A 26999-nucleotide genomic window follows, 5' to 3' on the forward strand; every position below is an offset into this window, starting at 1 on the left:
TGGGGCGATGGCCACTACCCCATCGGATCCGAAAAAACATGCGTTAAAACCGGCCGATGCCGAGCCGTTTCGGGTCGTGCTGCAGAAGCTGCGGGCTCGCCTACGCGGGGACGTCTCGCACATGACCGATTCGGCCCTGCGCAAAACGCGGAGCGAGTCTTCTGGCGATCTCTCCAGCATGCCGATTCACATGGCGGACATCGGCAGCGATAATTACGAGCAAGAGTTCACGCTCAGCATGCTGGCGGCCGAGGAAGGGACGCTTCAATTGATTCAAGAAGCACTGGCCAGAATTGAGTCCGGCGTGTATGGTGCGTGCCTCGAATGCGGCGGCAGAATCAAGAAGCCGCGACTTCACGCGATCCCTTACACACCGCTTTGCATTGACTGTGCCAACCAGCGAGAACGCCACTAGTCCGCCTGCCCCGGTTCAGCCAACCGTCGGGGTCAATCGCTACGTCATCTTCTTCGCCTTGGCGATTCTCGGATGCGGGCTCGATTTGTGGACAAAACATGCCGTTTTTCAGGCCGACGCCCAGTTTCCGCTGATCGAACGTCCCGGCAAACCGCCGCTGCGGATCTACTGGCTGATCGAGAACTACGTCGGGTTTGAGACCTCGCTCAACCATGGGGCCCTCTTTGGAATGGGGCAGGGGGGAACCCCGATCTTCGCTGGGTTCTCGGTGGTGGCGGCGATTGGCATCGTCTACTGGCTCTTCTTTCGCAAGGCGGCCAGCGACCTTTGGCTGACCATCGCCTTGGGAAGCGTGACGGCGGGCATCTTCGGGAACTTACATGACCGACTAGGCTTGTATCATGGCTTCGGTCATTGGGACAAAGGCGCCGTCCGCGACTGGATTCTCCTGACGGCGGGTTCCTACGACCTCCGCTGGCCAAATTTTAATATTGCCGACAGTTTTTTAGTTTGTGGGGCTGCATTGTTGCTTATACATGCGTTTATGCAGCCAGTGGAGGAAAAGCCGACACAATCCCCCGCAAACCACCCGCCCCAAAAAGAAGTGTAAGCATATTTTATTGACAATGTGATATTTTCCAGTAAATTATCACCTGTCCCGTAGTAGTTCTGGTCAATGCCCTTCCATTGGCTGCAATCGACACGGAACGATTGTCACATACTTCCTCTTCTCATCATATGCGCACGGGAGTCTTCACCTCCCAACATAGGGGCACTACCCATGAAACTTTCGCGTACCGTCGCCTATGCCCTCCAGGCGACCCTTCAACTGGCTGAAACCGATTCGCAAAGCCCGGTGCCATGCAGCAAGCTGGCCGCCAAGGGTGACATGCCGGAACGGTTCTTATTGCAGGTCCTGCGAAATCTCGTCACTCACGGGATTTTGCGCAGCACTCGCGGAGTCGATGGGGGCTACACGCTAGTTCGTCCAGCGGAGCAGATTTCGCTGCTGGAAATCATCGAAGCGATCGACGGTCCGATGGACTCCCGGTTGCCACTGGAAACCGAAGTTGACACCTCGTTTCAGGAAAACCTGAAAGAAGCGTTGGCGAGCGTCACCAGTGCGATGCGTCAACAACTGGCCGATATCAAAATCTCCCAGTTGGTCACGAAGAGTTCTAGCACCCCACGTCCAGGCATCGCGCCGTCGCCCCATATTGCCGCGACGTCGCTAAATGAAGCGAGCGTGCCGGTTCGCCAAGGTTCGTAATCGGCCCCGCGCGAATGATCCATGTCTTCAAGAAACGCTAATGCGGCCCGCAGGCCGCATTAGCGAGTTTTTCTGATAGCTGTAGCGTTTCTGGCGTTGGTGAGGCAAGCTGGTCAAGGCGACCGAAGCAGGCGAATCCTCCAGATTCGTCGATGCAGGTCAACGCCGACCAGCGCGGCCGCAACCAGCCAGAACGCTAATGATTGAAGAAAACCGCTCTAGCGTTTTTCTGTTTGGCGTCTCGACTAGCCGTTGACCAGCTTGTCGATTTCGCTGACGACGTCGTCGGTCTTTACCCGCCATTGTTCCAGCGTGTCGCGGTGGCGAATGGTGACCGTCTTGTCGCTGATCGACTCGCCGTCGACCGTGATGCAGAACGGCGTCCCGACTTCGTCCTGGCGACGATAGCGACGTCCAACCGCCCCCGTCTCGTCGTAGAAGACGTTGAACTTCTTCTTGAGGGCGCGGTAGATGTCTTGAGCCACTTCCGGCATCCCGTCCTTCTTGACCAACGGGAAAACCGCCGCTTTGATCGGGGCGATCCGCGGGTGCAGCTTCATTACCACCCGCGACTGTAGCTTCCCTTTCTCATCGGGGGCTTCGTCTTCGTTGTACGCTTCGCACAAGAAGGCGAGCGTCGCCCGGTCGGCCCCAGCCGAAGGCTCGATCACGTGCGGGGTGAACCGCTCGTTGGTCAGGTTGTCGCGATAAGACAAGTCCTTCCCGCTTCCGCGATGCAGCGGCTTACCATTCTCGTCCAGCTCCAGCGTCAGCGGGTTGCTGTCGGGATCGAGCTTTCCTTCCATGTGACTCCGCAGGTCGAAGTCGCCGCGATGGGCGATCCCTTCCAACTCGCCAAACTCGCCAGCCGGCAAGAACGGGAACGCATATTCGACATCGGCCGTGCCGGTCGAGTAGTGGCTCAGTTCGTCCGGATCATGCTCACGCAGACGCAGCTTGTCTCCCGACAGCCCCATGTCGATATACCACTGGAAGCGACGGTTCCGCCAATAGGTGTACCACTGCGGAGACGCGTCGGGATGGCAGAAGAACTCGATCTCCATCTGCTCGAACTCGCGCGAGCGGAAGGTGAAGTTCCGCGGCGTGATTTCGTTGCGGAAGCTCTTGCCGACCTGGGCGATCCCAAACGGCACGCGAACCCGCGAGCTGTCGACCACGTTCTTGAAGTTGACGAAGATCCCCTGGGCCGTTTCGGGACGCAAAAACGCCGCGTTTTCTTCTCCCCCCAGCGCCCCGACGATCGTCTTGAACATCAAGTTGTATTCGCGCGGCTCGGTCAACGTCCCCAGCTCTTTGGCGTCGGGCCCCAAGACTTGCGAGAAGTCGTCGACGGTGGTCAGCGAGACCATCGCTCCGTCCCACTTTAGTTGATCGGCCTGCTTGGTTCGCAGCCCGAAGAACTTCAGGGCGTGCCGTTCGATGTCGGCCTCCGGCTGATCCGAGTCGGACCCCGCCGTGGCGAAGATCTTCTGTCCCTTCGCTTCGACCCAACGCCCAACAACCTGATCGTGGCGGTATCGCTTTTTCGATTGGCGACAGTCGACCATGTAGTCGTGGAACAGATCGTAGTGCCCGGAGCACTTCCAGACCTGCGGGTGCATGATGATCGTGCAGTCGAGCCCGGTCATTTCGTACGGTTCCGGGGCGCCGGTCATCGTCGTCAGGTCGTCATGCCCGCTGACCATGTCGCGCCACCACGCCTCTTTGACGTTCCGCTTCAGCTCGACGCCGAGCGGCCCGTAATCCCAAAAGCCGTTGATCCCCCCGTAGATTTCAGAGGATTGAAAGAGAAATCCGCGTCGCTTGCAGAGCGACACTAGCTTTTCCATTTCCATGGCAGGACTCGGCTATCAAAAGTAGGGGTGTAAAGGGGCGCTGTTCGTCTCCCAAAGTTGGGGACGAAAAGGACCTATTCTAGCTTGGTATAGGGAGTTACGTCTACCGGAGGCGGATTTCCCACGTCTTGGCGTCTAGCTCTGGAACCAGATCGAACTTGTCGAGCGTCGCGGCGATCTGGATGTCGTTTTCCAGACCGATCGCCAGCACGTTCCGGCCGCCGCGGCTCTTCTGCAGCCGCTCGACCAGGGGGACGGCGACCAGATCTTCTTGTGCGGCCCGCCACGCGTCGAGCGCGATCTGCGCCGCGTCGTTCAGCTGCCAATCGCTGGTCGTCCCCATCAGGTCGACGATCGCGCCGGCCAGCAAGACGTCTTCACGGGTCACTTCGCCGGCGGTTCCGGCACAGACCAGATGGACCTGTTCGGCGCCCGAAAGTTCGCGGCAGACAGCCGTTAGATTGACGAACGCCCCGATCAAGATTCGCCCGGCCCGCTGACAGCGCTGCATCGCCTTGGTGCCATTGGTGGTGGTAAAGACGATCGTATGGCCGCCGACGACGTCGGGCGAGTACTCGCTGGGCGAGTTCCCCAGGTCAAACCCGTCGATTCGCACGCCGCCACGTTCGCCCCCCAAGATAGCCCCTTCGATCGCCGCCCCTTTTTCTTTGGCATCTTCGATCGAGATGCAGGGGACCACATGATCGGCGCCAGCGGCCAGCATGTGGACGATGGTGGTGGTTGCCCGCAAAACGTCAATCACCACGGTGGTCGATCCGGCGAGCGCTTCCTCGGGGGCAAGTTCGGGCAGCAGATGGACGTGAATCACAGACGACATGCATTTCCTCGCGATAAGATTGGTCGACATGATAGAGCGCCGCGGCGTGAGAAGGAATCGGTCAGGGGCGCCATTGCCATGCAGACGTGGCAATGGCGCCCAGTAACAATCACGCCGTGTTACGGAAACGCCCGGCTTGCGGTAAATTAGGTGGTTTCAATGGTTCGAGTTGCCCGCACGGGGAAAACGCTACGCATGGTCGTCGACAAATCGGAAACGCGCGTCCGGCGAATGTTCGCCGAAATTGCCGGAAAATACGACCGGATGAACCATCTGCTGTCGATGAACGTCGACCGCTATTGGCGTTGGCGGACCACCAAAATCGTCCCGCCGACCGGCGATGCGCCGATTTTGGACGTCTGTACCGGCACCGGCGACCTGGCGATCGCTTACTACAAAGCGGCTAAGGGAAAAGTGAAGGTCGAAGCGACCGACTTTTGCCCCGAAATGCTCGAAATCGGCGAAGTCAAAACCGAGCGGGCCAAGATCGAGGGGATCCGTTTCCAGGAAGCCGACACGCAGCAGTTGCCGTTTGAAAGCGACACCTTCCAGATCGTCTCGGTCGCCTTTGGCCTGCGGAACGTCACCAACACCGACCTCGGCCTCAGCGAGATGACCCGCGTCTGCAAGCTAGGCGGCAAAGTGGCGGTGCTGGAGTTCTCGATCCCGCAGTGGCAGCCGTTCAAGGCGTTCTACCTCTGGTACTTCCGCAACATCCTGCCGCTGCTAGGGCGTATGTTCGCCAAGAACAAGGAAGACGCCTACAAGTACCTGCCCGATAGCGTTGGCGAGTTCCCGTATGGCGAAGCGCTCGCCGAGCGGATGCGAGCCGCCGGCCTGAAGGAGGTCTTCTTCAAGCCGCTCACCTTTGGCATCGCGACCCTGTACGTGGGGACCAAATGAGCGCGGCGTCTGCAATCGTGCTCGGCATCACCGGCGCCAGCGGGGCCGTCTATGCGCGGCGACTGTTGAACGTGCTGATCCACGCCGGCTATCACGTCGATCTCTCGATCAGCGAATCGGGCCGCGCCGTCTGGCTGCAAGAGCTGAACGTCGAGTTGGACCTCGACGATTTCGATCCCGCGTCGATCGTGACCACCAAGCCGGCCGCCGCCGACAAGCGTCTCGCCGCGACGATCGAGCTGAACGAGCCAACCGCCGCCGGGCAGCTGCGCTATTTTCACTACAAGAACTTCCTGGCGCCGATCGCCAGCGGCTCGGCGATTTCCCGCGGCATGGTCGTTTGCCCCTGCTCAGGCGGAACGCTCAGCGGCGTCGTGCATGGCGCCAGCGATACGCTGATCGAGCGGGCCGCCGACGTTCATCTGAAGGAGCGCCGCAAGCTGATTCTCGTTCCGCGTGAGACGCCGCTGTCGCTGATTTATCTCGACAACTTGCGGCGTGCTGCCGAAGCCGGAGCCGTCGTCTTGCCGGCGATGCCAGGCTGGTATCACGGAGTCCAGTCGCTCGACGACTTGATCGACTTTATCGTTGCCCGGATTTTGGATCAGCTGGAAGTGCCGCACGCATTGATGCGACGATGGGGAAGCGATGATTAAGCGTATTAGCGACATCCTGGCGATGATCCGCTTTAGCCATACCGTCTTTGCGATGCCGTTTGCGTTGCTCGCCGCCGTGATGGCCTGGAACGCCCCGGCGCCCGAGGGAATCGACGTGCGGTTCTCGTGGCGAGAGCTTTTGGGCATCGTGCTATGCATGGTCTTTGCCCGCAGCGCGGCAATGGCGCTCAACCGGTTGGCCGATCACAAGATTGACGCCGAGAACCCCCGCACGGCCAAGCGGCACATTCCGGCCGGCATCTTGTCAGTCGGCGAAGTGACGCTGTTTACGGTCGTCTGCTCGGTCGGCTTTATCGCTGCGACGCTGCTCTTCTGGCCCAACTGGCTGCCGCTGGCATTATCAGTTCCGGTACTGCTGTTCCTGTTCGGCTATAGCTATACGAAGCGCTGGACGTCGCTGGCTCACTTCTGGCTGGGGGCGTCGCTAATGCTGGCGCCGATCGCCGCCTGGATTGCAATTCGCGGGGCGGCGATATTGGCGGACCCGCTCGATCTCTTGCCGGCGGTGACGCTCGGCCTGGCGGTGCTGCTGTGGGTCGCGGGCTTTGACATCATCTATGCCTGCCAAGACGCCGAGTTCGATCGCGACGCCAAACTGCATAGCGTGCCGTCGACGTTCGGCGTCGCCGGAGCACTGCGTATCGCGGCCGTTTGTCACGCCTTGATGATTGGCGCACTCGCGCTACTTCCAGTCGTCTACCCATCGCTGGGGCTGGTCTACTGGCTGGGGATTGCGGCGGTGGCGATTCTGCTGATCTACGAACACGCGATCGTGCGGCCGGACGATCTGTCGCGGGTCAATCTCGCCTTCTTTCACATCAACACGATCGTCGGCATCGGGCTGTTTGTGGTAACGACCCTCGATTTGCTGCTCTGGAAGTGATTGCAACCACTCACGTAGAATAGCGGCATGACCAAACGCCTCCGCTATCTACTGATCCAGATTCGCAACGCCGACGATCCGATGCGCACGCAGGAAATCGGCTGTTTCGCTCAAGCGCTGCAGTGCGACGCCAGCCAGATCGAGCCCTTCGATCTGCTGCAAGGCGCCCCCAGCGAGCGTCACCTGGCCGAGATCGACATGGTAATGATCGGCGGCAGCGGGCACTATTCGGTCGCGTCCGAAGGCGAGTGGCTCGAAGTGGCGCTCGCCGGCTTGCGAAAGATCGTCGAGCTGGAAGTGCCGATGTTCGGTTCCTGCTGGGGCTTTCAAGCTTTGGCCCGAGCTTTGGGGGGCCGCGTGATCCATGACCTGCAGCATGCCGAACTGGGCACGCACGAACTGTTCTTAACCGACGCCGGCAAAGCCGACCCGATCTTTGGCCAACTGAGCGAACGTTTCCCCGCTTACATGGGACACGAAGACCGCGTCATCGAATTGCCGCCCGGCGTCGATCTGCTCGCCTCCAGCAAGCAAGTGCCGCAACAGGCGTTTCGCGTCCACGGCAAACCGGTCTACTGTACGCAGTTTCATCCCGAGCTAACCGTCGCCACGCTCCTAGAGCGGGTTCGAGCCTATCCCGAGTACTGCGAAAAGATCGCCGGCGTCCCGTATCCCGAGTTTGAAGCGAACTACACCGATGCGGCGACTGAGACCGAAGGGTTGCTGCTGGCGTTTCGGCGGCAGTTTTTGGGGGTGTAGCCCCAGCTGGCGACGCAGCCAATTACAATAGACCGCTTATTCTGACGTAGCCTAAATCCTCTGGTGGAGCTTGTCTCTTGAGTTTGCATCGCTTCCTGTTTGTCGCCATGTTGCTGTTGCTGTCGCCGGTTGCGATCGTCTCTGCCGCCGAAAACGTCGCGTCGCTCTTGCCCCGGGCTCACGCCCACAACGACTACCTGCACCCGCGACCTCTGCTGGACGCGTTGTCGCATGGCTTCAACAGCGTTGAGGCCGACATCTACCTGGTGGATGACCAACTGCTGGTCGCCCATTGGTATCACGAAATCAGCCCGTATCGCACGCTCGAGAAACTGTATCTCGATCCGCTGAAAGAGCGGGTCGAAGCAGGCGACGGCCACGTCTATCCCAATGCTCCGCCGCTGCGTCTGCTGATCGACCTGAAGAGCGACGGCGAGAAAACGTACGCGGCGCTCGACAAGGTGTTGGCCAAGTACGCCGACATGCTATGCCGGGTCGAAGATGGCAAGTACTACCCGGGCGCCGTCGAAGTGGTGATCTCCGGCAATCGCCCCAAGCAGATGCTCGCCGAACAAAAACTGCGCTACGCCGGGCTCGACGGGCGACTGGGAGACCTGGGCGGCAAGACGCCCAAACACCTGATGCCGCTGGTCAGCGACAACTGGAAGTCGCACTTCAAGTGGAAAGGGGCAGGGGAGATCCCGGCGGCCGAAAAGGAAAAGCTGCAGCGCCTGGTTGACCAAACCCACGCCGAAGGCCGCGAGATCCGCTTCTGGGGCTCGCCTGACACGCCGGCGATGTGGCGTGTGCTGGATGAGTGTGGGGTCGATGCGATCAATACTGACAAGCTGTCGGGGCTGGCGGAGTATTTAAACGACGAACAGAAATCGCAGCAAAACTAAAGCGGCGATCGACGCCTGAAGCAGCAGCAGGTTTTTGATGCTGATGCGGAGCCAGAGCAACGGCAGTACCGCCAAGATCGTTCCAGCAACCGCGAACCACCAAGCTGCAACCAGCAGCAGGTTCATCCAGTTGAGCCCGCCAAGATCACAATCGACCTGCGTTTCCGTGACCGTGATGACCGGGTCGCCGGCGAACAGCAGTAAAGCGGGCGTATTTGCATCTTGTCCCGGCCACTCACATTCGAAGTTTCGTGATACGCTCCAATGGAAAAACGGCTGCGGCCAACCCACGGCGTAGCCCGTCGTTTCTCCCTCTAAATTGCCGATCGTGCGCCCTGGTTGAAGCGCAGTGTAGATCTGACAGAGAATGGCGAGGCCCATCACCGCGAGAACAACACCAACTTGCCAGCGACTGAAGCGCATACCGCTCACGAATCCTTCCGCCGAGACTTTCGACTAGTTCCCCTTCCGCTGCTTCACCACATCCAGCGGCGACTTGGCGGTAATATCGAGGCTGACCTTTCCCGAACGAATCGGCTGGCCGGATCCCAGGGCAGTGTAGGTGGTGCCGGCCGGCACGTCGACGACGAAACTCTCGGGCGGGATTTCAACGTCGAACTCGGCCTGCTTGATGTAGAAGAAGTCGCAGCGGGAGCCATGGCACCTTAGCGTTAACATGGGAATCTGATGCGGCTGCGGCGTCGCGGTTGACTTCAGCTGCAGGTGAATCGTGAACTGCGAGATGCCGCGCAGTTGCTCTACATCGCGGCACTGGGCGTAGGCCAAGATGGCGTCTTCTTTTCGGTCGACCAGCAGCACCTCGCGGCCGATAAACGTTTCGACGAATAGCTCATGCCCGGCATAGGGGCGTACTTCGCCGTAGTAGCGAAAGATATGTTCGGCCCGCGAGAAAAGCCCCAGCGGGCTCAAACGTTCATCGAGCGACGCAAAGTGCCAGGTGTGATTGAACGTCTCGTCATTTTGATGACGTTGGATCCGCACGCACGATCTAGGCCCAATGACGGTACGGCAAGCACGATCCGTACCGGGCGTCGTCGTCGACAGCTCAATGAGTTCTCCTTGGAAGTTGAGCGTTCCCGTTTGCCAAGCGTCGATATCATGCCGTTTAACCAAAACGGCGCCTGGTGGAAGTGGCGGCGGCGGCGATGGATCCCGCTTCTTCAGCCCGACGCGGTCCAAGAATTTCCACGAGGTCAGCGACGCCTCGTCGAGCGGCCCTTCGCTCAACTTGTCGCGCAGCGCGATCACGTCGTCGAAAGTCCGGATCTGCAATCCTTCGATCCGAACGCCCAAGGCGACCATCACCTCAATCCGTCCGGACGTCGGCACGTACATTTCCGATAGTCGTTCGGCATGGGCGAGGGCTGGGAAGACGACGAGGCCCAACAATGCCGACAATAGCTTCCTGATTCGATCGGATCGCATCTGTATTCGAACTCCATCCGTAACGGCCAACGAATCGTGGAAGGCAATTCGCTCAAACTACCCTGAAACGTCAACAAAGGTCAACGAGAATGGGTCGAGGTAGAGCGTCCGCGAACGGTTCGTGTGGAGCCCGCCCTCAGGCGTCTATGTCGCTGACGGCGCTTCCCTCCAGCATCTGCCGAATTCGTTTCGAGAGCGGAATCATTCCTAACAGCGCACAGGCGATCATGCTCAGCACCAAGGTTGGCGGCTCTGGTACAACGGCCGGCGGCGGCACAAACTCGTAGCTGATCGAAACGTCAAATGTCGCCGTCTCGGCGATCGCGGCGCCGGTGATCGACGAGAGCGACCACGTGAAACCGGCGGGAGTCGCAGGCAGTGGTGGAAACTCGGTCGTGTGCGCCATCGAATAGGCGAAGATGTCAATCGTTCCCGTTCCAATAAACGGCGAGAACAGCGAGTCGCTGGGCAGCAGCGTGAGGTCGACGTTGGTGCTGAACACCTCCTCGTTCACATTCGCTTGGTGGTTGGGCCCCGGATCGGAAATCGAACCAAAGGTGCTGATAGGGCCGGAATCGGACATGGAAATCCCCGGGCCCGCGAACGTGTAGGCATGTTGAACTTGCCACACCCAGTTATCAATGAAAATCGGAGGGATAAAGGTGCCGCCGGTCGCCTGCGACACCGCTTCGATAGAAATCGACGTGTCATTCGTAATGTGAATCGACTGCAGCGTCCCCCAACTTGGATCGAAGCGAGGCGCGTTCACGGTGAAGTTGCGGGACGAACCAGTCAACGTGGCGTTGGTGCTTACCGACTGTGGCCCGCTGGCGAACGTGATCACGTCGCCAAGCGCAACGCCGCTTTGCAAAGTGACGGGAAGAAACGCCAGAACGAGGAGATACCAGATACGCATGGACTTGCCCTCCAAAGAGTACTTCTGGACTACTAGCGAACTCCCCCCAAGCATAGCGACCACCAAACCAAGAAACGACCAACAAAAAGCGAAGTTTTGATGGAATCGCCACGCCGGCGACAATAGCAAGATCGACGCTCGAAATTCTTCCAGGGCAAAAAAAGCCCGGCCAAGTCGGCCGGGCTTTCGTCATTTCAATTTTCAAACCGAAGTTTACTTCGACTCTTCGCCACTGGCGGCGACCGGTTCGGCTTCTTTTTCGCTGAGCGAGCCTTTGAAGTCCAAGCGGATCAGCTTGTCTTCGTCGTTGGCGATCGCGTCGACGATGATCGTGTCCATGCCTTGGAACTCGCCCTTGAGCAGTTCTTCGGACAACGGATCTTCGATCGAGTTTTCGATCGTACGACGCAGCGGTCGGGCGCCAAAGTTGTTGTCTTTGTCGCTTTGCTGGCTGCGTCTGATGATCAACTCTTTCGCCTTGTCGGTCAAAACGAGGTCGTAACCCCGTTCTTCCAGACGTTCGCGAACCTTGCTCAGCTCCAGATCGATGACCTGCTTCAAATCTTCCTTCTCGAGGTGATGGAAGATGATGGTCTTGTCGACGCGGTTGATAAACTCCGGACGGAACACCTTGGCGATCTCGTCTTCGACGCGATGCTTCATGTTCTCGTACTCGGCGCCTTCTTCCGAAGCCTGGAAGCCGAAGGCCGATTCGTTCTTAATGGCCGCGGCGCCGGCGTTGGTGGTCATGATCAAGATCACGTTCCGGAAGTCGACGTTACGACCGAAGCTGTCGGTCAAACGGCCTTCTTCCATCACTTGCAAGAGCATGTTGAAGACGTCGGGATGCGCCTTTTCGATTTCGTCGAGCAGCACCACCGCGTATGGGCGACGACGAATCTTCTCGGTCAGCTGACCCCCTTCTTCGTAGCCGACGTACCCAGGAGGGGCGCCGATCAAACGGCTGACGTTGTGCTTCTCCATGTACTCGCTCATGTCGATTTGAATGAGCGCGTCGGCGTCGCCGAACATGAATTCGGCCAGCGCCTTGGCGAGCAACGTCTTACCGACGCCGGTCGGACCTGCGAAGACGAAGCAGCCGGTCGGACGCTTCGGATCTTTCAGACCGCTGCGGCTACGGCGGACCGCTTTCGAGACCGCTTTGATCGCGTCGTCCTGGCTGATGACCTTCTTATGCAGTTCATCTTCCATCTGCATCAGACGCATCGTGTCTTCGGTCGACATCCGGGTCAGCGGAATGCCGGTCATCTTCGAGACGACTTCGGCGATGACTTCTTCATCGACGACGCCATCTTTCTGACGCGACTTCTCCTGCCATTCCTTGATGATCGACTCTTTTTTCTTCTTCAGCTTGTCGGCCTGATCACGCAGGGCCGCCGCCTTTTCGAAGTCCTGGTCGGCGACCGCTTGTTCTTTCTTGCGGTTGAGCGTTTCGACTTCTTCGTCAATTTCTTTCAGATCCGGCGGCCGGGTCATCACGCGAAGCCGCACGCGAGCGCCCGCTTCGTCGATCACGTCGATCGCCTTATCCGGCAGGCAGCGTCCGGTGATGTAGCGATCCGAGTACTCGGCCGCAGCAACGACGGCGTCGTCGGTGATTTGCACGTTGTGGTGCTCTTCGTACCGATCGCGGAGACCTTTGAGGATCTCAACCGTTTCGTCCTTCGAGGCCGGATCGACCTGGATTTCCTGGAAACGGCGAGCCAGGGCACTGTCCTTTTCGATGTACTTGCGGTACTCGTCCAGCGTCGTGGCGCCGATGCATTGGATTTCGCCGCGAGCCAAGGCCGGCTTCAGCACGTTGGCCGCGTCGATGGCGCCTTCCGCGCCGCCGGCGCCAACCAGCGTGTGCAATTCGTCGATGAACAAGATCGTGTTCTTGGCGCGACGAACTTCGTTCATCACCGCCTTGATCCGTTCTTCAAACTGACCGCGGTACTTGGTGCCAGCGACCATCATCGCCAGGTCAAGCACGACGATCCGCTTTTCGGCCAGCAGTTCCGGCACGTCGCCGTCGATGACGCGCTGGGCGAAACCTTCGACGATGGCCGTCTTACCGACGCCCGCTTCACCCAGCAAAACCGGGTTGTTTTTGGTGCGGCGGCAGAGAACCTGAATGGCCCGTTCGATTTCGCGTTGGCGACCGATGACCGGATCGAGCTTGCCTTGCTTGGCCAGTTCGGTCAGATCGCGCCCAAAGCTGTCCAGGGCCGGGGTCTTCGACTTGCTTCCCTTGGCGGCGCCCGGTTCCGAGCTGCTTTCGGGTTGGCCGCGACCTTCGCGTCCGCCGTCCCCTTCCATGCCGTGACCCAGCAGGTTGAGAACTTCTTCGCGAACGTCTTCCAGCTTCAGCCCCAGGTTCATCAGAACCTGAGCGGCGACCCCTTCCTGCTCACGCAGAAGGCCCAGCAGGATGTGCTCGGTGCCGACGTAGTTGTGATTGAGATTGCGGGCTTCTTCCATCGAGTACTCGATGACTTTCTTGGCCCGGGGAGTCTGCGGCAATTTCCCCATCGTGACCATGTCGGGACCGCTCTGAACGAGCTTCTCGACTTCGAGTCGAATTTTGCGGAGGTCGACTTCCAACGTCTTGAGGACGTTGGCGGCGACGCCGCTCCCTTCTTTAATCAGCCCAAGCAAGATGTGCTCGGTGCCGATGTACTCGTGGTTGAACCGCTGCGCTTCCTGGTTCGCCAGCTGCATCACCTTGCGAGCGCGATCGGTAAATCTTTCGTACATGGAGTTCAACCTCGCGATGAGTAATAGCGGGTAGTCTTCTGCTTCTCTATTCTATCGCACTAGACTCTGCGGGCTATGCCGCCTCGGAAGACGGGGCCGAATCATCGCGTGCAATCTTCTCTATTTCCTGCGGTGCTTGCGTTTCCTTCGCGGAGGCTTCAGACGACGAGTCCGGTTCACTTTCCGGTTCGTCTTCGTCCGCCATCCGATCTGCCAGCAAGCGGCGTTCACGTTGAATCTCCGCCCACCAGCGTCCAGCCGCATCCAACTTGGTTAACTTGGCGATCGAGTCGAGCGCCAAGTCATAACGTTGGGTGTGCCGGTACAAGGTGGCCAGCATCAGGCGAGCTTCTGCGTCGCGCGGGTCGCGCGAGAGCAGACGAAGCAAAGTCGCTTCGGCCTGGTGCCAATTCCCTTGTAAGTATTCGCTTTGGGCCGTGTGAAACAAGGCCTCGACCGACTCGTCCTGCGGTTGATAACCGCCGCGAGCGACGCGATAGATGCTCCATCCGGCCGAGATCACCCATAGGAAAGTGACCACATACCAAATGCTATGCCGTACCGTTTCGCCCACGAACTCTGGCCAAACGCCGTGCAGAATCAACGCTGCGTTTAATATCAGCGCGAAGCCGCCGGCCCACACGAGCCCTCGCCATCGACCATATACCCACGTTTCGGTGAGCCCTGGCCAAAGGCAATATATCCATGGCGAATTTAGCATCCCTACCTCTCCAGAAGCGATCAGCCTCCGCAATGCGGAGCGATCGGTCGGAATCGCCTCGGAATTCTAACTCGCAAATAAGGCGCAAGCAAGGCAACTAAAGAAACGCCATGAACTTACGCACTTTGGGCGAGCCAGAGCAGTAGCTCCTGCGGTAACGATGCCAACGATCCTTCTATCAACCAATTCCGACGCCAAGTTAGCAACCCTTGCCCCTGGCATTGGTTACGCGAAATGATGGCCCTAATGCCGATGTCGCCATCACTCTCTACAATCGGGATGATTAATACCCCAGGAATTATCGGATGTCACGCGATTTACCGCCAAGCGATTCCCATTCTGCCCTGCATGCCTGGCGAGCGATCGACGCCGCCGCCAACCGGGCGGCCGAAGGTTTGCGGGTTGTCGAAGATTTCGTTCGCTTCGGCCTCGACGATCGCCATTTAACCACGCTAGCAAAGAACGTTCGCCACGATCTGACCGCGGCGCTGAAGCTCTTTTCGTCCGAAACGCTTCACAGGGCAAGAGATACGCAAGCTGACGTCGGCGTAAACGTCTCGACCGAGGCAGAACAGGCAAGAACCAATCTTGCCCAGATTGCCACATCCAACCTCAAGCGGGCCCAACAGTCGCTGCGGACGCTGGAAGAGTTCAGCAAGCTGGTGCAGCCCGAGGTCTCGCCTTACTTCGAGCAACTCCGCTATCGCAGCTACACCCTGGAGAAGGCGATCACCGCCACGCGAGAAAACGCCAGCCGCCTAGCCGACGCGCGGCTGTACGTGTTAATCGATGGGGGACGCGACGAAGACCATTTCGCAGAACTGGTGACGCAGTTGATCGCCGGCGGCGTGGCGATCTTGCAACTGCGCGACAAGCGAATCGACGACAAAACGCTGCTGGCGCGAGCGCAACATTTGCGCAAAATGACGAGCGAAAGTTCCACATTTTTCATCGTCAACGATCGACCTGACGTCGCTTTGCTGGCCGACGCCGATGGCGTGCACGTCGGTCAGGAAGAATTGTCGGTCAAAGAAGCCCGGGCCGTGCTGGGCGTCGACAAGCTGGTCGGCGTCTCGACGCACAGCATCGAACAAGCCCGCCGCGCGGTGCTCGATGGCGCCGACTACATCGGCGTCGGGCCCACCTTTCCGTCGCAGACCAAGTCGTTTGATCAGTTCCCCGGGCTCGATCTCGTTAGACAGGTAGCCGCAGAGATTCGCCTGCCGGCGTTCGCGATTGGGGGGATCTCGGCAGAGAATGTCACGCAAGTCATCGAAGCGGGACTCTGTCGCGTGGCGGTCAGCGGGGCGGTGGCGGCGGCGGAAGATACGCAGAAAGCGGCCGCGAATCTCCGCAGCATCCTCCACAACGATTAACGGTTAGCCCAGATAGCTCCCGCTATCTGGGGCGACAACGTCGCCAGGAAGCATCGCTCCGCGGCCGGAATAGAATCGGCGCCTTCTGAGCTGCCTGTTGAAAAATGCCATCGTGGCATTTTTCAACCTCGCCAGGCTCAGAGCATAGCTCTTCGCGGCTCGCAAAATAACGACTTACGTCGTTATTTTGGGATCGCATCCGTGCGATCACGCAGTCCGTCGAGAAAATCAACGGACTGTTAGACCGCAAGACCTGGCCTTGATGCCTCCTGCGGCAGCGCCGCCCAGAAAGCGAGAGCTTTCTGGGCTATCCAATACAATCGTTGACGCTACGGCAGGTCGATCGATTTCAGCGTCCAGCTGTCGTCGGCGCCTTGGGTGATGACCACCGCTTGGGCGTCGTTCAGCTTGGCCAGTTGGACGACGCCTTCCCAGTCGCTGATCGTTTCAAACGACTGACCGGCGGTGCCGCCGCCGCGGACCGGCTTGGTCAAACCTTCTTCCCGCTCCAGATCTTCGGTGCTGATCTTCATCACGCCGCGGGCCGAGTTGGCCGAAAGCAGGAAGGTCTTGCCATCCTTCTCGTAGACGATCATGTCGAGCGGCTGGTTGCGATTGCCGAGTTCGGCGACGGTCGTCCCTTTCACTTTTTCCTGCGACTGCAGCTGTTTGACCGGGAACTTGACCAGCGGCGTGCAGGTGAAACCGGCCAGCACGTGAGGTTCGCCGCCGATGTTGAACGGCACGAACGTCCGGATCGCGGCGTAGTCTTCGTCGCGACCATGAGCGGCGTGGAAGATCTCGATCCGCGACAGTTGATCGCCGGTGGTGAAGGGGAAGGGGACGCTGCGCACGGCCGAGGCGCCTTCGCCAGCCGCCAGACCGGTAACGATCACCTGACCGTCGGCATAGGCCAAGTCGGTAATCGACTCGTTACGCAGGTTGCGACGACGGCGACCTTCGCCGCTCAACTCGTCAGCCGGAGCGTCCGATAGCTCTACCTGAGCGAAGGGGACGTCTTTCAAAGCGACTGCGGTAATGTTTTGATCGGCGTCGATTTTCACCAGCGTCGGCTTGCCGCCGGCAGCGACCGACAGGTAGGCGGTTCCCGTTTCCGGATTAACCGCTAGATCCGCGATATTCAGATCAGCCGGACTTCCGCCGGTCGCTTTGGCGAGTTTCTCGCGTAGCGAGGTGATCTCAAACTTTGCTTTTTCGGGGGCGCCTGGCTTTTCCCCCGTAGCGATGGCAAACACGGCGGCCGACTTCGGATCGCCGACCAATAAGACGCCATCGGGGGCAAATGCCAGCGGACCGGCCGATTTTATTTCGGGCGTTCCTTTTTTCAGACCGTACATTTCCGCATCAGCGGCATGTAAACCAGCGACTATCATCAAACTGAGCGCCAAGGCTCCAAGCGTCGTCCGCATGTCGAATTCCTTTAAACCGGGGCAGGGAAAGTCAGAGAATGCCAACCGCGCATCGTTCTGATTATCAGGATTCCTGGCCCCGCTTCAAGGAATTCCGGAAATCGCGACAATGAAAGTCCCGAACTTACCTGGGAGAGCTCCATGAAGGGCGAAACGCATCGAGTAGTGATTATCGGTGGAGGCTTTGGCGGCCTCTACGCGGCGCGCAGTCTTAGCTCGGCGCCGGTCCACGTCACGATGGTCGATCGGCGGAACTTTCATCTGTTCCAGCCGCTGCTGTACCAGGTCGCCACCGGCGGGCTTTCGCCGGCCAATATCGCCGCTCCCTTGCGCCGGATTCTGGTTCGCCAGCGCAATACCGAAGTGGTAATGGCCGACGTCGCCGACTTTGATCCGGCCAACAAGAAGGTGATCCTGCACGATGGTGAGTTGGAATATGACTCGCTGGTCGTCGCCGCCGGGGCCGAGACTGGTTACTTCGGACAAAACCAATGGGCGAAGATCGCGCCAGGGCTGAAGTCGATCGAAGACGCGACCGAGATCCGTCGCAAAGTCCTCTCGGCGTTTGAACAAGCGGAACGCGAAACTGATCCGAAGATTCGCGAAGAGCTGCTCACCTTCGTCATCGTCGGAGGCGGTCCGACCGGGGTCGAGCTAGCCGGCGCGATCGCCGAACTGTCGCACAATACGATGAAGTACGACTTCCGCAACATCAACCCGGCCGACGCGCGGATCATTTTGGTCGACGCCGGCGAACGCGTTTTGGCGCCATTTCCGCCCGAGCTGTCGAAGAACGCCCATGACGAGTTGGTCAAGCTGGGGGTCGAAGTCCACAACCACCATCGCGTCGGCGCGGTCAAGGAAGACTCGGTCATCGTCAAGCACGAAGAGGAAGAGACGACCATCCGCGCCAAGACGATCATTTGGGCGGCTGGCGTGCAAGCTTCGCCGCTGGCCAGCAAGTTGGCCGCCGCAACCGGCGCCGAAACCGATCGTGGCGGGCGGATCATCACCGAGCCCGATTGCACGGTACCGGGGCATCCCGAGATCTTTGCGATTGGCGACATGGCTTGCTACAAGCATCAAGGGGAACATCCGCTGCCGGGCGTCGCGCCGGTCGCGATGCAGCAAGGCCAATACGCCGCCAAGACGATCGTCAATCGCTTGCGAGACAAGCCTGTTGAACCGTTCAAATATAACGACCCCGGCAGCCTGGCGACGATCGGCCGTTCGAAAGCGGTCGCCGTGCTCGGCACGTGGAAGTTCACCGGCTTCATCGCGTGGGTGCTGTGGCTGGTTGTGCACCTGATGAAATTGATTCAATTCGAGAGCCGCCTCTTGGTGCTGATGCAGTGGAGCTGGGCTTACTCGACGTTCAATCGTTCCGCCCGACTGATCACCGGCGAAGACTATCGCCAGGAAGAGCTGGACGACATTTTGAACTCGTAACTTGCCGTTTCTACCGGCTTTTTTGAAGTTTTTCACGCTGAAAATCTCTTCCGTGGCGCCAATACGATTGGCTGCTGGCGCCTAATTGTTATGCGGGCCGCTTCTTATCGCCGCCAACGATGGCGGCTTGCGCGCCCATCGACGCCGTGAGTCTGGATTTCACGGAAAGTCGTGCGACTTTGGCGAAGTTTGCACCTGCCCGGCATCGCAGTTGCGTTTCTTGATGCCGATGAACGCCGACCAGTTTGAACTGGTGGTCAGCCGCTGGATCGAAGGAAAAACGGCGGAGCGGAGAACGGTGGAACATCTGCTGGGCTGGAATGGCAAGCAACCTCCGACCCAACAGGTCGCCCAGCACGGCCAAGAATAATCTTCGCCCAGGTTGCGGCGGCGAGTAAAACCGATGCTCTCAATAGCGTATTTCTACTATTAATAGCGTGTTTTCTTCTATTACAATTAGCGTCGCCCCGCTTACAACACAGGCAACGCCATTGAGAAAGGGTCGACCGCGTGTCGTACTATAATCTGATCGCTGGAGGCGTCTTCGGTTTAATTGCGGTCTTGGGAGGCGCCATACTTAGCGACCAGGTCAAGTCGCATCTTGACGCGGCGCTATTAGAAAAAGCGGTCGCCACTCCGGCCGTCTTCGCTGCCAACGGCGATTTGATCCGCGAAGCTTCCACGCAAATCAATATCATTGATCGTCGTGAGAACGAAGCGGCGTGGCTAGGCTACGTGACCGGCAACGTTTACATCATGCTCAATGGTCTCGCGATGATCGGCCTGGGCATGATTCAGACCAGGGGAAGCGGAACCCGCATTGCGATCGCCGGAGGCGCCTGTTTCACGCTCGGAATTCTGCTGTTTGGCATTTGCACATGTGCAGCGGCGGCGTTGTCGATGCCGACGCTACGAATCCCAATTCCGGTCGGCGCGATCTTTCTCGCTGGCGGCTGGCTTTGTCTGATCGTCGCCTCGATTCAGGCGAAACGACAACCGGCGGCGGCATGTTCATAAACCGACGAAACTACCTAGCGCGGCGGCGAGGCTTCTCGGTCAGGTCGAAGTCGAATTCGACGCGATCGGCCGCAACGTTCGCCGTCAGCTCGCTCTTCATCATATAGCGTTCTGGAATCAGTTTCTTTTCGGTCGCCATGCCGGCGACGATGATCATCTTTTCTCCACCGGTGCATTGCAGCGAATAGACGCCGTTGGCGACCATTGCATTCGCCGTTTCCTTCATCGATCCTTCCACGGGAACAAACGTAATATCGGCCCGCTGAACCGGTTTACCGTCGAGCGTCACCATGCCGGAAACGTCAAAGACCTCCGGGCCACGCGAACAACCGCCGACCACGATCGTCGCCCAACAGACGCAGCAGGCGACGACAAATTGAAAGATGCGATAACTTTTCATAAAACCTTGCCGGCCCGGAAACGATCAACATTCCGGCGCCGCTCCAAGAGTAGGAATTGTGCGAAGTAAGAGCTTGCCCACAGGCCAGGCGAAAAGCGAGCCGGAATCTGGCGTCGCTTACCGCCGGTCCGCGCGCTTAGAACTGATCGATAACGTTGCCGTCTCGACGATTGGCCAAGTCCATCAACGTCGTATTGCTGATGTTTTCTTGGAGAAACGAGACCGACCCGTCGGCTCGTGAAGTCATAATCCCGCCGGGGTGTTCGCTGCGCATGACGAACCAGGCCAAGTAGGCCGAGAGATAGACGCATGGCTTGCTGGGCGTGCTCACGCAACGCGAGGCCGACGCGTTGTAGTCCGAAACGAACAATCCGCGCGACCCGGCGTTGAACGTCGTCTCCGCTCCCACGGCGTTCCAGTAATTGGCGGTCGTATCGTAAGTGGTCGCCGTCGGCAAATCGGGGCTCCCTTGAAGGCACTCGCCAATCATCAGCGTGTTGCTGACGCCATCAACCACATCGCGAAATTGAATGTGCGACTTGGTAAAGAACAATCCGCTCATCGAGTTCGGATCGGCCGAATTGATTCCAGAGTTCGAGGTGTTTGTGTTGGCGAGATAGTTCCCTTGAAAACCGTCGTGTCCCACCTTGCCGCCATTCGGATCAGAAGGGCAGACGAAGTCGTTGACGACCGTATTGCGAACGGCAGCGTCCAGGCTGGCGGACGGCGTCGTCAACATGTCGGTCTTGATCGCGTCGTACATCGCAGACTGTTCAACAAACGGCAAGATGCACTGAAACCAGCACGTTCCATACGGATATTCGCCCGCCACGTCGCCAACGGCAGCCGGAAACAGCCCGACGCTAAATTGCCCATAAGGTAACGACTGGAAGGTGTCGTGATAATTGTGCATCGCCAGGCTGATCTGCTTCAGATTGTTGGTGCACTGAATGCGCCGCGCCGCTTCGCGAGCCTGCTGCACGGCCGGCAACAAAAGAGCGATCAAAACGCCGATAATGGCGATTACTACTAATAATTCGACGAGCGTAAAGGCGGCGCGCTGACGACGACCTACCGAACATGCAGACATAGTTGTTCCCCGATGGATAATTTGAAAGCCTGACGACAGCGCCAAGCTCAGTTCCGATGTCGAACGGGCATGATGATCGAGTGGAGCAGTCAAATCTTCGGGGCGATCGGTAACAGAATACGAGGGGATTGGCGGGCCAGCCATACACCCTTCAGGGGGAAAGCAATCGCCTGGCGATGCAAGTCAAAACATTTGTTTCTTCGCGTTATTTGGCAAGGAATCTCCGTTTCAGACAGAACGACGCAAGCACGATCGCTAACCGTTTATAGAAGGAGAGGTTCGAACTTATGTTAGCTTGCAAATTAGTTTTGTCGGCTCCTCCCGGCTTGGCAAAGAATGCACATTTGATCGACGCCGGAGCCGCTTGCAGGGCAAACAGCCAACCACTTTTTCGCCTTTTTTTTGCTGTTTGAGCGCACTTCACACTCTAACGGTCGGTTCTTTCCCCGCAGATTCAACAGTGGCGTCGCAGCGACACCGATCCATCGGATGACTTCGATTTGCAGTCCGTTGATTTTCTCGACGGACTGCGTGATCGCAGGGATGCGATCCCAAAATAGCGACGTAAGTCGTTATTTTGGGAGCCGCGAAGAGCTACGCTCTGAGCCTGGCGAGGTTGGAAAATGCCACGATGGCATTTTTCAACAAGCAGTTAGTCTTCAGACGACTTGAGTCGTCCTGCCAAAAACTCCAGCATCTTCTCTCTTGAGCCCTGGTAGTACTTGCCCAGGTTGTGATTGGTATCCGCCAGAACGACTGTTTCGTGCGGCACGCCGGCGGCGGTTAAGATCTCCTTCAACAGATCAAAACCGTCGGCGTGATCCTGATCGCCATTGATCGTCAGCAGGGCAAAGTCGTTCCTCTTTAGCTCGGCGGCGTTTTGCTTGGCGGTCGGCAACATGTCGCTATCTTCCTGACGACCGCGCCAATTGAGGGCGCCGCCCCAACTTCCCGCTGCGGCAAATAGATCAGGATGCTCCAGCGCCAAGCGAACCGAACCGGCGCCTCCCATGGAGAAGCCGCAGGCCACCCGAGCCGACTGCTGAGCCTTGGTCGGATACTCTTTGTCGATCAGCGGAACAAGTTCGTCGACGATCATCTTCTGAACTTCACCCCGATAGCCGCTCATGCCGCCGTTCGGAAAGACGCAGATCGCCGCCGGGAACTTGCCGCTGCGAATCGCCCCGGCAACCATTGCCGAGAACCCGGCCGAGTCCGACTTCTCGCTGCCGCCGGCGCCATGCAGAAAGTAGACGACCGGATAGCGGGTCGCGCCGCTGGTATCCATCTCGGGCGGCGTCCAGACGACGTAGCCGACGTCATGCCCCAGCGCTTCGCTCTTAAGCACCTTGTGCGTCAGCCCCGGCGCCTTGGTGATCTCGGGGTTTACCCATTTGACTTCGCGCTGTCGCGGCTGCGCCAGTATATCGGTCGTTGCGAACAAGGTGAGCGAGAACATCAGCGCGAGAGAAAATCGAGTCATCAGCGGGGCTCCTGAAGAAGTGCGTTTAAGCCACTTCTAGCAAGATATCGCCGCCGACTCGGCGAAGCAAAATATGCCAGTGGCCAGCTACTCAATCACCACATCAAACAGCGGCGCCAGTTGCAACCAACCGGCCGAGTCGATCTTTAGCTTCCGCAGATCGTCAGCCGCGGCGCCCAGATCTTGCAGGTCGCAGCGGAGCAGCTTCGACTCGGTCAACCGGGCGCCGTAAAATCTGCCGCGGCGCATTCGGCAATCCACCCACTCGACCGATTCCAATTGCGTCTGGTCGAAGTCGACGTCTCCCATTTCGCAATCTTCAAAGCGGCAGTTCTTCAGCTTGGCGCCTCGCCAGGTGCAGAACGAAAGATTGCAGCGGGTCAGCACCACGTTTCGCCAGGCGGCGCTGGTAAAGTCGATGCCAATCAGCTTGGCGCCGACCAGTTCGACCTGTTGAAACTCGCTACCGGGCATCTGGGCGTTGGAGAAATCGCAGGTCGTCGCTTGCACGTCGCGCAGTAAGATCTCGGGCAGCTTCGCCGCAGGCCAGACGACTTGATCGAGCCGCGACGTCAGGATCGTCAATCGATCGAGCGTCGCCGCCGGACGTTGGCCGCGGACCAGGACGCGCTCGTAGTCCTGCTCGTCATCGATCGTTTCGACAGAGCAGGGGACCAGGTCCTCGTCGGCTGGTAGATCGGGCGACAGCAATCCGTAGCCCCAGGTCTTTTTCGCCATCCGTCGGCTTACTCGTCTTCCTTCGAGGAGAACGTGCCGATCAGTTCTCCTTGGATGACGGTGAACGACAGGTTCTTTTCGTCCAGGCTCACCGCCGGCAGCAACTCTTCGTCGATGCGATGCAGCAGTTTTTCGACCGAGTCGCCGGCGGTCAAACTTTCGTCGAGCAGGATCAGCGAACCGATCACATTGCCGCTGGTCAAAAAGTGGAGGTCGAACATGCCGACTTCGGCGCCTTCTTCTCCCAGCAGAACGAAACGTTCCGAGTTGTCGGTGCGCACCATGCGAACGAATTGAATTTCCACGCGTTTTACCTAATCGTTGACTTGCGTTTGTAAGTTTGTTTCTTCTTTTCTTGATCGGCGCCGCTGAAGTCGAAGAGCGACGTCAGCGACTTGCCCGACTTGTGGTAGCGAATGCCGGTTCCAGGAATGCTGGCCGAGACATACTTTCGCCCGGTGGCGCTCATGCCGCCGCGAAAGCCGCGAATGCCAAGCGAAAAACCAACGCCGCTTTTGCTGAAATTAATTCGCAGCGGACCGAAGGTGATCGATTTGCGAGCTGTCCATCCCACGTTGGTTCCCCTGCAGCGATTCTCCGTGCAGCGACGACGCTTGTTGTTTTACCGTCGTTTGCGACTTCCCGCCAGCATCACGCCGGCGCCAATTCCCAAACTGGACGCCAGCACGGCGAAGATCAGCAGCCAGACCGCGATCGAGTTCACCTCGCCGGTCGACGAGTCTTCAATCGTTTGCGGGCGATCGACAATAAACAGCGGACTCACCTGGCGTCGATTCGGATCTTCGTCCGACATAAACGGAGATCGATACGCCCAGTCCTTGTAGAAAAACCCTTCCGCCACGACCGTTAGGTGCAAGTCGTCGGCAACGCTACCGCCGGGAGGCAGTTGCCGCGAACACAGAACGACCGGATAGGAGTTCTCAAATTCGCGCCGCGTCGTTGGGTCGCCATGGGCCTGCGAGATAATCGGCGCTTTCAGCGGTACAAACAGATTGATCTCGTAGTAGTGATCCAATCCGCGGCGGCGGGCGGTCTCTTCGTCGACGACAATCTTGGTGATCCGCCGCACCATGCCCCTGACCCGCATTGCGGCGCCGCGAAACTGCTCGGGCTCGGTCAATAGCCGGGGGAGCGAAACCGGGGTCGCCTCGGCGGACAGTTGATCTCGAGGAACCGACGCGACAGCGGCCTGCGTTTGATAGAACGATTCATTTTCACGCCCCGAGAAGGGCGCCCGATCGCGGATCGCGTCGAACTCGCCGATGTCGACTCCCTGGGCGGCCAACAAAACCTGCCCTTCGTTGACCCCCAACTGCGCGTCGACTTGGTCTGGATGCCATGACACGCGCTGCGTCACAGCGGCGATAGTGGCCGGCTGCTCACCTGCCGGCGTCATCCGTTTGACAAAGTAAGCGGCGGCGCTGATCGGCTGATCGATCGCTCCTTCCTCTTGATCGACCAGCGGCTTGAAGCGTTCTGGAATCGCCAACGACATCAACACCACCCGCTCGACCGAGCCGGTCTCGCCGCCGCGGGGAATCACTTCCAAGGCATAAAAGTCTTCCAGATCGTACGCGGCCCCCAGTTCCGGAAAAATTGGACGGCTGCTGATTTTGACGACGCGACCGACCAGCAAAAAACATTCGAGTCGCGACGCTTCGGGCTGCTCGACGTAGGCGCCCCACTTGGGTTCGATCTGCAGCCAACCTTCAATCTGCCTCGGCTTGGGACGGCGAATCCGCGAGAGCAAGCGAATCAACGGCTCTTGTTCAGCGTCGATAAGCGGCTGCTCGTCGTCGAACATCTTGTAGTAGCTCTCGTCGAAGCCGATCCCCGCCATGAAACCTTGCGGCGTCGACAAATCGATTTCGTCGGGATCAGGCACATCGGCCCGGCAGATATCGACGGTCGAACACAGGACCGCCGCCATCATCCACAGCCAGGCGACGCGATGTCGGGGACTACGCATCTTGCTCGTCACTTTCTGAGTCGTTCGCTTGTTGTTCCAGTTGCGCGGCGACCACCTTCAGTTGATCTCGTACCGACACGCCCGAGTCGATCTCGCCCGCTTCTTCGCGGAACTTCTCGGCCTGACGATCGCGAATCATTTTCTCAGCGGTCGACTCGGCGTCGTTGCTCTTGCGGAAAATCAGCGTCGCGATCACCAGCGCCGCGACCACCGAAATCGACACGCCGATCACCAACTGCGTCGTCGACATCGCTTGATACTTGGGGGGCGGAGACCAGGCGACGCTTTTCGACAGCATCAGCGGCGCGGTGAAGATGCCCCCTTCTCCTTTGTAGACCCAGCGTTTGAAGAAGACCCCGACCACCGTCGCCCGCTCGCTCACCTTCAGCCCAGTCGGAAACTGGTCGGGCAGTTCCAGCGAGTAGATCACCGTCGGGTTAGCGTCGGCGCCAGAGAAGAGCCAGATCTGCCACAGGTGGTCAACGCCGAGATCTTCCTTTGACGCATCGACTTTGACGACTCGCTTGATCACGCCGGAGATGGCGACCAACTTGCCGCGATAGTCGTCCGGCTGCCGAAAGAGTTGGGCGAACTGGACTGGCTCGGCATGGGCCGGCGTCAATGAATCGAGCGGCGTTTTTTGCAGCGCCGAAAAGATCTCGCGCCACGCGCCATATTCGGCCTTGCGAAAGACCGAGTCGTCTTGGATCGCCGCCAGCGACTCGGCGGCCAACGGCGCTTTGCCCGCTTCGACTTTAGCGTCGCTGCGGTTCATGGTGAACGGCGTCGGCGGCACAACGCGGAAGGCGCCCTCCATCGGTCGGTCCTCGACCGCCTTGCGAGGAACCCGAGTGTCGATCTTTTCCTCGGCGATCGGCGGAGTCATTTCGCCTCCGAACAATTTTCGCCACGTTTCGGGCTGCGCCGCCTGATAAATCAGAATAAACGTCAACATCAGCGAGCCCGCCAACAGGAACAGGCGGACCTGTTCTCGACGCGAGAAATAGTTGCGGGGCGGACGTCTTTTGGGGGTTTCCGAGGGGTTCATATCTCTATTTTACCGCTGACCGCCACGCGGAGGCGACCATTGGGCCAAAATCGGGGGCGAAAAGAGGTTGTTATGATATGATAAAAGTTTCCCAACGAAATATTGGCCGATCGGAGCCGAGCGCGTTGCCGATTTCTTCCGACCAATTCGAGCGACTAATTCACGAGCATAGCCCGGCGCTCTATCGCGTCGCATTTCGAATGTTGGGAGATCGCCACCTGGCCGAGGACGTTCTGCAGGAAGCGTTTCGCTCGGTCTGGACGGGCCGTGCGAAGCTCGATCCCGAGCGAAGCGAACGAGCCTGGCTCGCCTCGATTTTGCGGCGGCGAATCATCGATCGTTGGCGGAAGAAAAGCGATGTAAAGAGCGTCGGCGATTCCGAGATGCTCGACCGGGCCTCTTTCGACGTCGATCCCTTTGGAGACGAACTGAGCTCGGAGATGCAAGCGGCGCTCGAACGCCTCCCCACTGAGCTGAAGGAGACGCTGCTATTGGTGGTAGTTGGTGAACTAACGCACCGAGAAGCGGCCGAAACCTTGGGAGTTCCGATTGGGACCGTATTATCTCGCGTAAACCGAGCCCGCGGACGACTGCGGGAATATCTTTCGGCACGTCAACCGAAGTGACCAATA

General features: G+C 58.9%; 29 protein-coding genes. 13 read left to right on the forward strand and 16 right to left on the reverse strand.

Annotated elements, in window-relative coordinates; genetic code table 11:
* Nucleotides 1–7 precede the first annotated feature (7 nt).
* The 3 genes from Enr8_RS17900 (at nucleotide 8) to Enr8_RS17910 (ending at nucleotide 1685) form a co-directional block, all read left to right on the forward strand.
* Nucleotides 8–415, forward strand: coding sequence for a TraR/DksA family transcriptional regulator (locus Enr8_RS17900; protein WP_146434081.1), 408 nt, complete (start codon nucleotides 8–10; stop codon nucleotides 413–415).
* Nucleotides 390–1025 (forward strand): signal peptidase II, encoded by a 636-nt coding sequence (locus tag Enr8_RS17905; RefSeq protein WP_186767728.1) that lies wholly within the window; start codon nucleotides 390–392, stop codon nucleotides 1023–1025. The genes Enr8_RS17900 and Enr8_RS17905 overlap by 26 nt, the downstream gene beginning before the upstream one ends.
* A gap of 171 nt (nucleotides 1026–1196) precedes the next feature.
* Nucleotides 1197–1685, forward strand: coding sequence for an RrF2 family transcriptional regulator (locus Enr8_RS17910; RefSeq protein ID WP_146434085.1), 489 nt, complete (start codon nucleotides 1197–1199; stop codon nucleotides 1683–1685).
* Between the two features lie 245 nt (nucleotides 1686–1930).
* Here Enr8_RS17910 and Enr8_RS17915 read toward each other — a convergent pair whose 3' ends face one another.
* Together Enr8_RS17915 and Enr8_RS17920 are read right to left on the reverse strand one after the other, a co-directional pair.
* Nucleotides 1931–3535, reverse strand: coding sequence for a glycine--tRNA ligase (locus Enr8_RS17915; RefSeq protein ID WP_146434981.1), 1605 nt, complete (start codon nucleotides 3533–3535; stop codon nucleotides 1931–1933).
* A gap of 109 nt (nucleotides 3536–3644) precedes the next feature.
* On the reverse strand, nucleotides 3645–4379 hold the full coding sequence (locus tag Enr8_RS17920) for a 2-phosphosulfolactate phosphatase (protein WP_146434087.1): 735 nt from the start codon (nucleotides 4377–4379) through the stop codon (nucleotides 3645–3647).
* Between the two features lie 195 nt (nucleotides 4380–4574).
* Between Enr8_RS17920 and ubiE the strand changes: the two genes are divergently transcribed.
* From ubiE to Enr8_RS17945, 5 genes are all read left to right on the forward strand, one after another.
* Nucleotides 4575–5282 (forward strand): bifunctional demethylmenaquinone methyltransferase/2-methoxy-6-polyprenyl-1,4-benzoquinol methylase UbiE, encoded by a 708-nt coding sequence (ubiE, locus tag Enr8_RS17925; protein ID WP_146434089.1) that lies wholly within the window; start codon nucleotides 4575–4577, stop codon nucleotides 5280–5282.
* The gene (locus Enr8_RS17930) at nucleotides 5279–5938 is read left to right on the forward strand and encodes a UbiX family flavin prenyltransferase (RefSeq protein WP_146434091.1); all 660 of its coding nucleotides are present in this window, start codon (nucleotides 5279–5281) and stop codon (nucleotides 5936–5938) included. The genes ubiE and Enr8_RS17930 overlap by 4 nt, the downstream gene beginning before the upstream one ends.
* Nucleotides 5931–6842, forward strand: coding sequence for a UbiA-like polyprenyltransferase (locus Enr8_RS17935; RefSeq protein WP_146434093.1), 912 nt, complete (start codon nucleotides 5931–5933; stop codon nucleotides 6840–6842). The genes Enr8_RS17930 and Enr8_RS17935 overlap by 8 nt, the downstream gene beginning before the upstream one ends.
* 27 nt (nucleotides 6843–6869) lie before the next feature.
* Nucleotides 6870–7601, forward strand: coding sequence for a type 1 glutamine amidotransferase (locus tag Enr8_RS17940; RefSeq protein WP_146434095.1), 732 nt, complete (start codon nucleotides 6870–6872; stop codon nucleotides 7599–7601).
* 77 nt (nucleotides 7602–7678) lie between these two features.
* Nucleotides 7679–8503: a phosphatidylinositol-specific phospholipase C/glycerophosphodiester phosphodiesterase family protein gene (locus Enr8_RS17945; protein ID WP_246120142.1), complete on the forward strand. Its 825-nt coding sequence runs from the start codon at nucleotides 7679–7681 to the stop codon at nucleotides 8501–8503.
* On the opposite strand, the gene Enr8_RS17950 is transcribed toward Enr8_RS17945, so the two are convergent.
* The 5 genes from Enr8_RS17950 to Enr8_RS17970 all read right to left on the reverse strand — a co-directional run bounded on the left by Enr8_RS17950 (nucleotide 8471) and on the right by Enr8_RS17970 (nucleotide 14199).
* Complete coding sequence (locus Enr8_RS17950; protein WP_146434098.1) at nucleotides 8471–8935, reverse strand: hypothetical protein; 465 nt, start codon at nucleotides 8933–8935, stop codon at nucleotides 8471–8473. The two genes, Enr8_RS17945 and Enr8_RS17950, sit on opposite strands and share 33 nt — an antisense overlap.
* A gap of 24 nt (nucleotides 8936–8959) precedes the next feature.
* On the reverse strand, nucleotides 8960–9949 hold the full coding sequence (locus Enr8_RS17955) for a hypothetical protein (RefSeq protein ID WP_146434100.1): 990 nt from the start codon (nucleotides 9947–9949) through the stop codon (nucleotides 8960–8962).
* Between the two features lie 136 nt (nucleotides 9950–10085).
* Nucleotides 10086–10865 carry a choice-of-anchor E domain-containing protein gene (locus Enr8_RS17960; protein ID WP_186767729.1) on the reverse strand — a complete coding sequence of 260 codons (780 nt, stop codon included), beginning with the start codon at nucleotides 10863–10865 and terminating at the stop codon, nucleotides 10086–10088.
* 213 nt (nucleotides 10866–11078) lie between these two features.
* A complete protein-coding gene (locus Enr8_RS17965; protein ID WP_146434104.1) occupies nucleotides 11079–13625 on the reverse strand; it encodes an ATP-dependent Clp protease ATP-binding subunit in 2547 nt (848 codons plus the stop codon).
* A gap of 73 nt (nucleotides 13626–13698) precedes the next feature.
* Nucleotides 13699–14199, reverse strand: a complete 501-nt coding sequence (locus tag Enr8_RS17970) for a tetratricopeptide repeat protein (protein ID WP_222434902.1) — start codon at nucleotides 14197–14199, stop codon at nucleotides 13699–13701.
* Nucleotides 14200–14651: 452 nt separating this feature from the next.
* Here Enr8_RS17970 and Enr8_RS17975 point away from each other — a divergent pair, with 452 nt between their 5' ends.
* A complete protein-coding gene (locus Enr8_RS17975; protein WP_146434109.1) occupies nucleotides 14652–15722 on the forward strand; it encodes a thiamine phosphate synthase in 1071 nt (356 codons plus the stop codon).
* A 329-nt stretch (nucleotides 15723–16051) separates the two neighbouring features.
* On the opposite strand, the gene Enr8_RS17980 is transcribed toward Enr8_RS17975, so the two are convergent.
* Nucleotides 16052–17152, reverse strand: a complete 1101-nt coding sequence (locus Enr8_RS17980; RefSeq protein ID WP_146434111.1) for a hypothetical protein — start codon at nucleotides 17150–17152, stop codon at nucleotides 16052–16054.
* A 141-nt stretch (nucleotides 17153–17293) separates the two neighbouring features.
* On the opposite strand from Enr8_RS17980, the gene Enr8_RS17985 reads away from it, so the two are divergent.
* The 3 genes from Enr8_RS17985 to Enr8_RS17995 all read left to right on the forward strand — a co-directional run bounded on the left by Enr8_RS17985 (nucleotide 17294) and on the right by Enr8_RS17995 (nucleotide 19618).
* Nucleotides 17294–18601, forward strand: a complete 1308-nt coding sequence (locus tag Enr8_RS17985; protein ID WP_146434113.1) for an NAD(P)/FAD-dependent oxidoreductase — start codon at nucleotides 17294–17296, stop codon at nucleotides 18599–18601.
* 127 nt (nucleotides 18602–18728) lie between these two features.
* Nucleotides 18729–18971, forward strand: a complete 243-nt coding sequence (locus Enr8_RS17990) for a hypothetical protein (RefSeq protein WP_146434115.1) — start codon at nucleotides 18729–18731, stop codon at nucleotides 18969–18971.
* A gap of 140 nt (nucleotides 18972–19111) precedes the next feature.
* Nucleotides 19112–19618 (forward strand): DUF423 domain-containing protein, encoded by a 507-nt coding sequence (locus tag Enr8_RS17995; protein ID WP_146434117.1) that lies wholly within the window; start codon nucleotides 19112–19114, stop codon nucleotides 19616–19618.
* Nucleotides 19619–19628: 10 nt separating this feature from the next.
* On the opposite strand, the gene Enr8_RS18000 is transcribed toward Enr8_RS17995, so the two are convergent.
* The 8 genes from Enr8_RS18000 to Enr8_RS18035 all read right to left on the reverse strand — a co-directional run bounded on the left by Enr8_RS18000 (nucleotide 19629) and on the right by Enr8_RS18035 (nucleotide 26367).
* Nucleotides 19629–20018 carry a hypothetical protein gene (locus tag Enr8_RS18000; protein WP_146434120.1) on the reverse strand — a complete coding sequence of 130 codons (390 nt, stop codon included), beginning with the start codon at nucleotides 20016–20018 and terminating at the stop codon, nucleotides 19629–19631.
* Nucleotides 20019–20154: 136 nt separating this feature from the next.
* Nucleotides 20155–21108 carry a DUF1559 domain-containing protein gene (locus tag Enr8_RS18005; RefSeq protein WP_146434122.1) on the reverse strand — a complete coding sequence of 318 codons (954 nt, stop codon included), beginning with the start codon at nucleotides 21106–21108 and terminating at the stop codon, nucleotides 20155–20157.
* 652 nt (nucleotides 21109–21760) lie between these two features.
* The gene (locus Enr8_RS18010) at nucleotides 21761–22591 is read right to left on the reverse strand and encodes an alpha/beta hydrolase (protein WP_246120143.1); all 831 of its coding nucleotides are present in this window, start codon (nucleotides 22589–22591) and stop codon (nucleotides 21761–21763) included.
* Between the two features lie 87 nt (nucleotides 22592–22678).
* On the reverse strand, nucleotides 22679–23329 hold the full coding sequence (locus tag Enr8_RS18015) for a pentapeptide repeat-containing protein (RefSeq protein WP_146434124.1): 651 nt from the start codon (nucleotides 23327–23329) through the stop codon (nucleotides 22679–22681).
* Nucleotides 23330–23337: 8 nt separating this feature from the next.
* Entirely contained in the window at nucleotides 23338–23634 is a 297-nt protein-coding gene (locus tag Enr8_RS18020; RefSeq protein ID WP_146434126.1) for a hypothetical protein, read from the reverse strand.
* A 5-nt stretch (nucleotides 23635–23639) separates the two neighbouring features.
* Nucleotides 23640–23903, reverse strand: coding sequence for a DUF4236 domain-containing protein (locus Enr8_RS18025; RefSeq protein WP_146434128.1), 264 nt, complete (start codon nucleotides 23901–23903; stop codon nucleotides 23640–23642).
* Between the two features lie 48 nt (nucleotides 23904–23951).
* Entirely contained in the window at nucleotides 23952–25319 is a 1368-nt protein-coding gene (locus Enr8_RS18030; protein ID WP_146434130.1) for a hypothetical protein, read from the reverse strand.
* A complete protein-coding gene (locus Enr8_RS18035; RefSeq protein WP_146434131.1) occupies nucleotides 25312–26367 on the reverse strand; it encodes a hypothetical protein in 1056 nt (351 codons plus the stop codon). The genes Enr8_RS18030 and Enr8_RS18035 overlap by 8 nt, the downstream gene beginning before the upstream one ends.
* A gap of 125 nt (nucleotides 26368–26492) precedes the next feature.
* Here Enr8_RS18035 and Enr8_RS18040 point away from each other — a divergent pair, with 125 nt between their 5' ends.
* Nucleotides 26493–26993 carry an RNA polymerase sigma factor gene (locus Enr8_RS18040; protein ID WP_146434133.1) on the forward strand — a complete coding sequence of 167 codons (501 nt, stop codon included), beginning with the start codon at nucleotides 26493–26495 and terminating at the stop codon, nucleotides 26991–26993.
* Nucleotides 26994–26999 lie beyond the last annotated feature (6 nt).

The sequence above is a fragment of the Blastopirellula retiformator genome (genome assembly GCF_007859755.1).
Lineage (GTDB): Bacteria > Planctomycetota > Planctomycetia > Pirellulales > Pirellulaceae > Blastopirellula > Blastopirellula retiformator.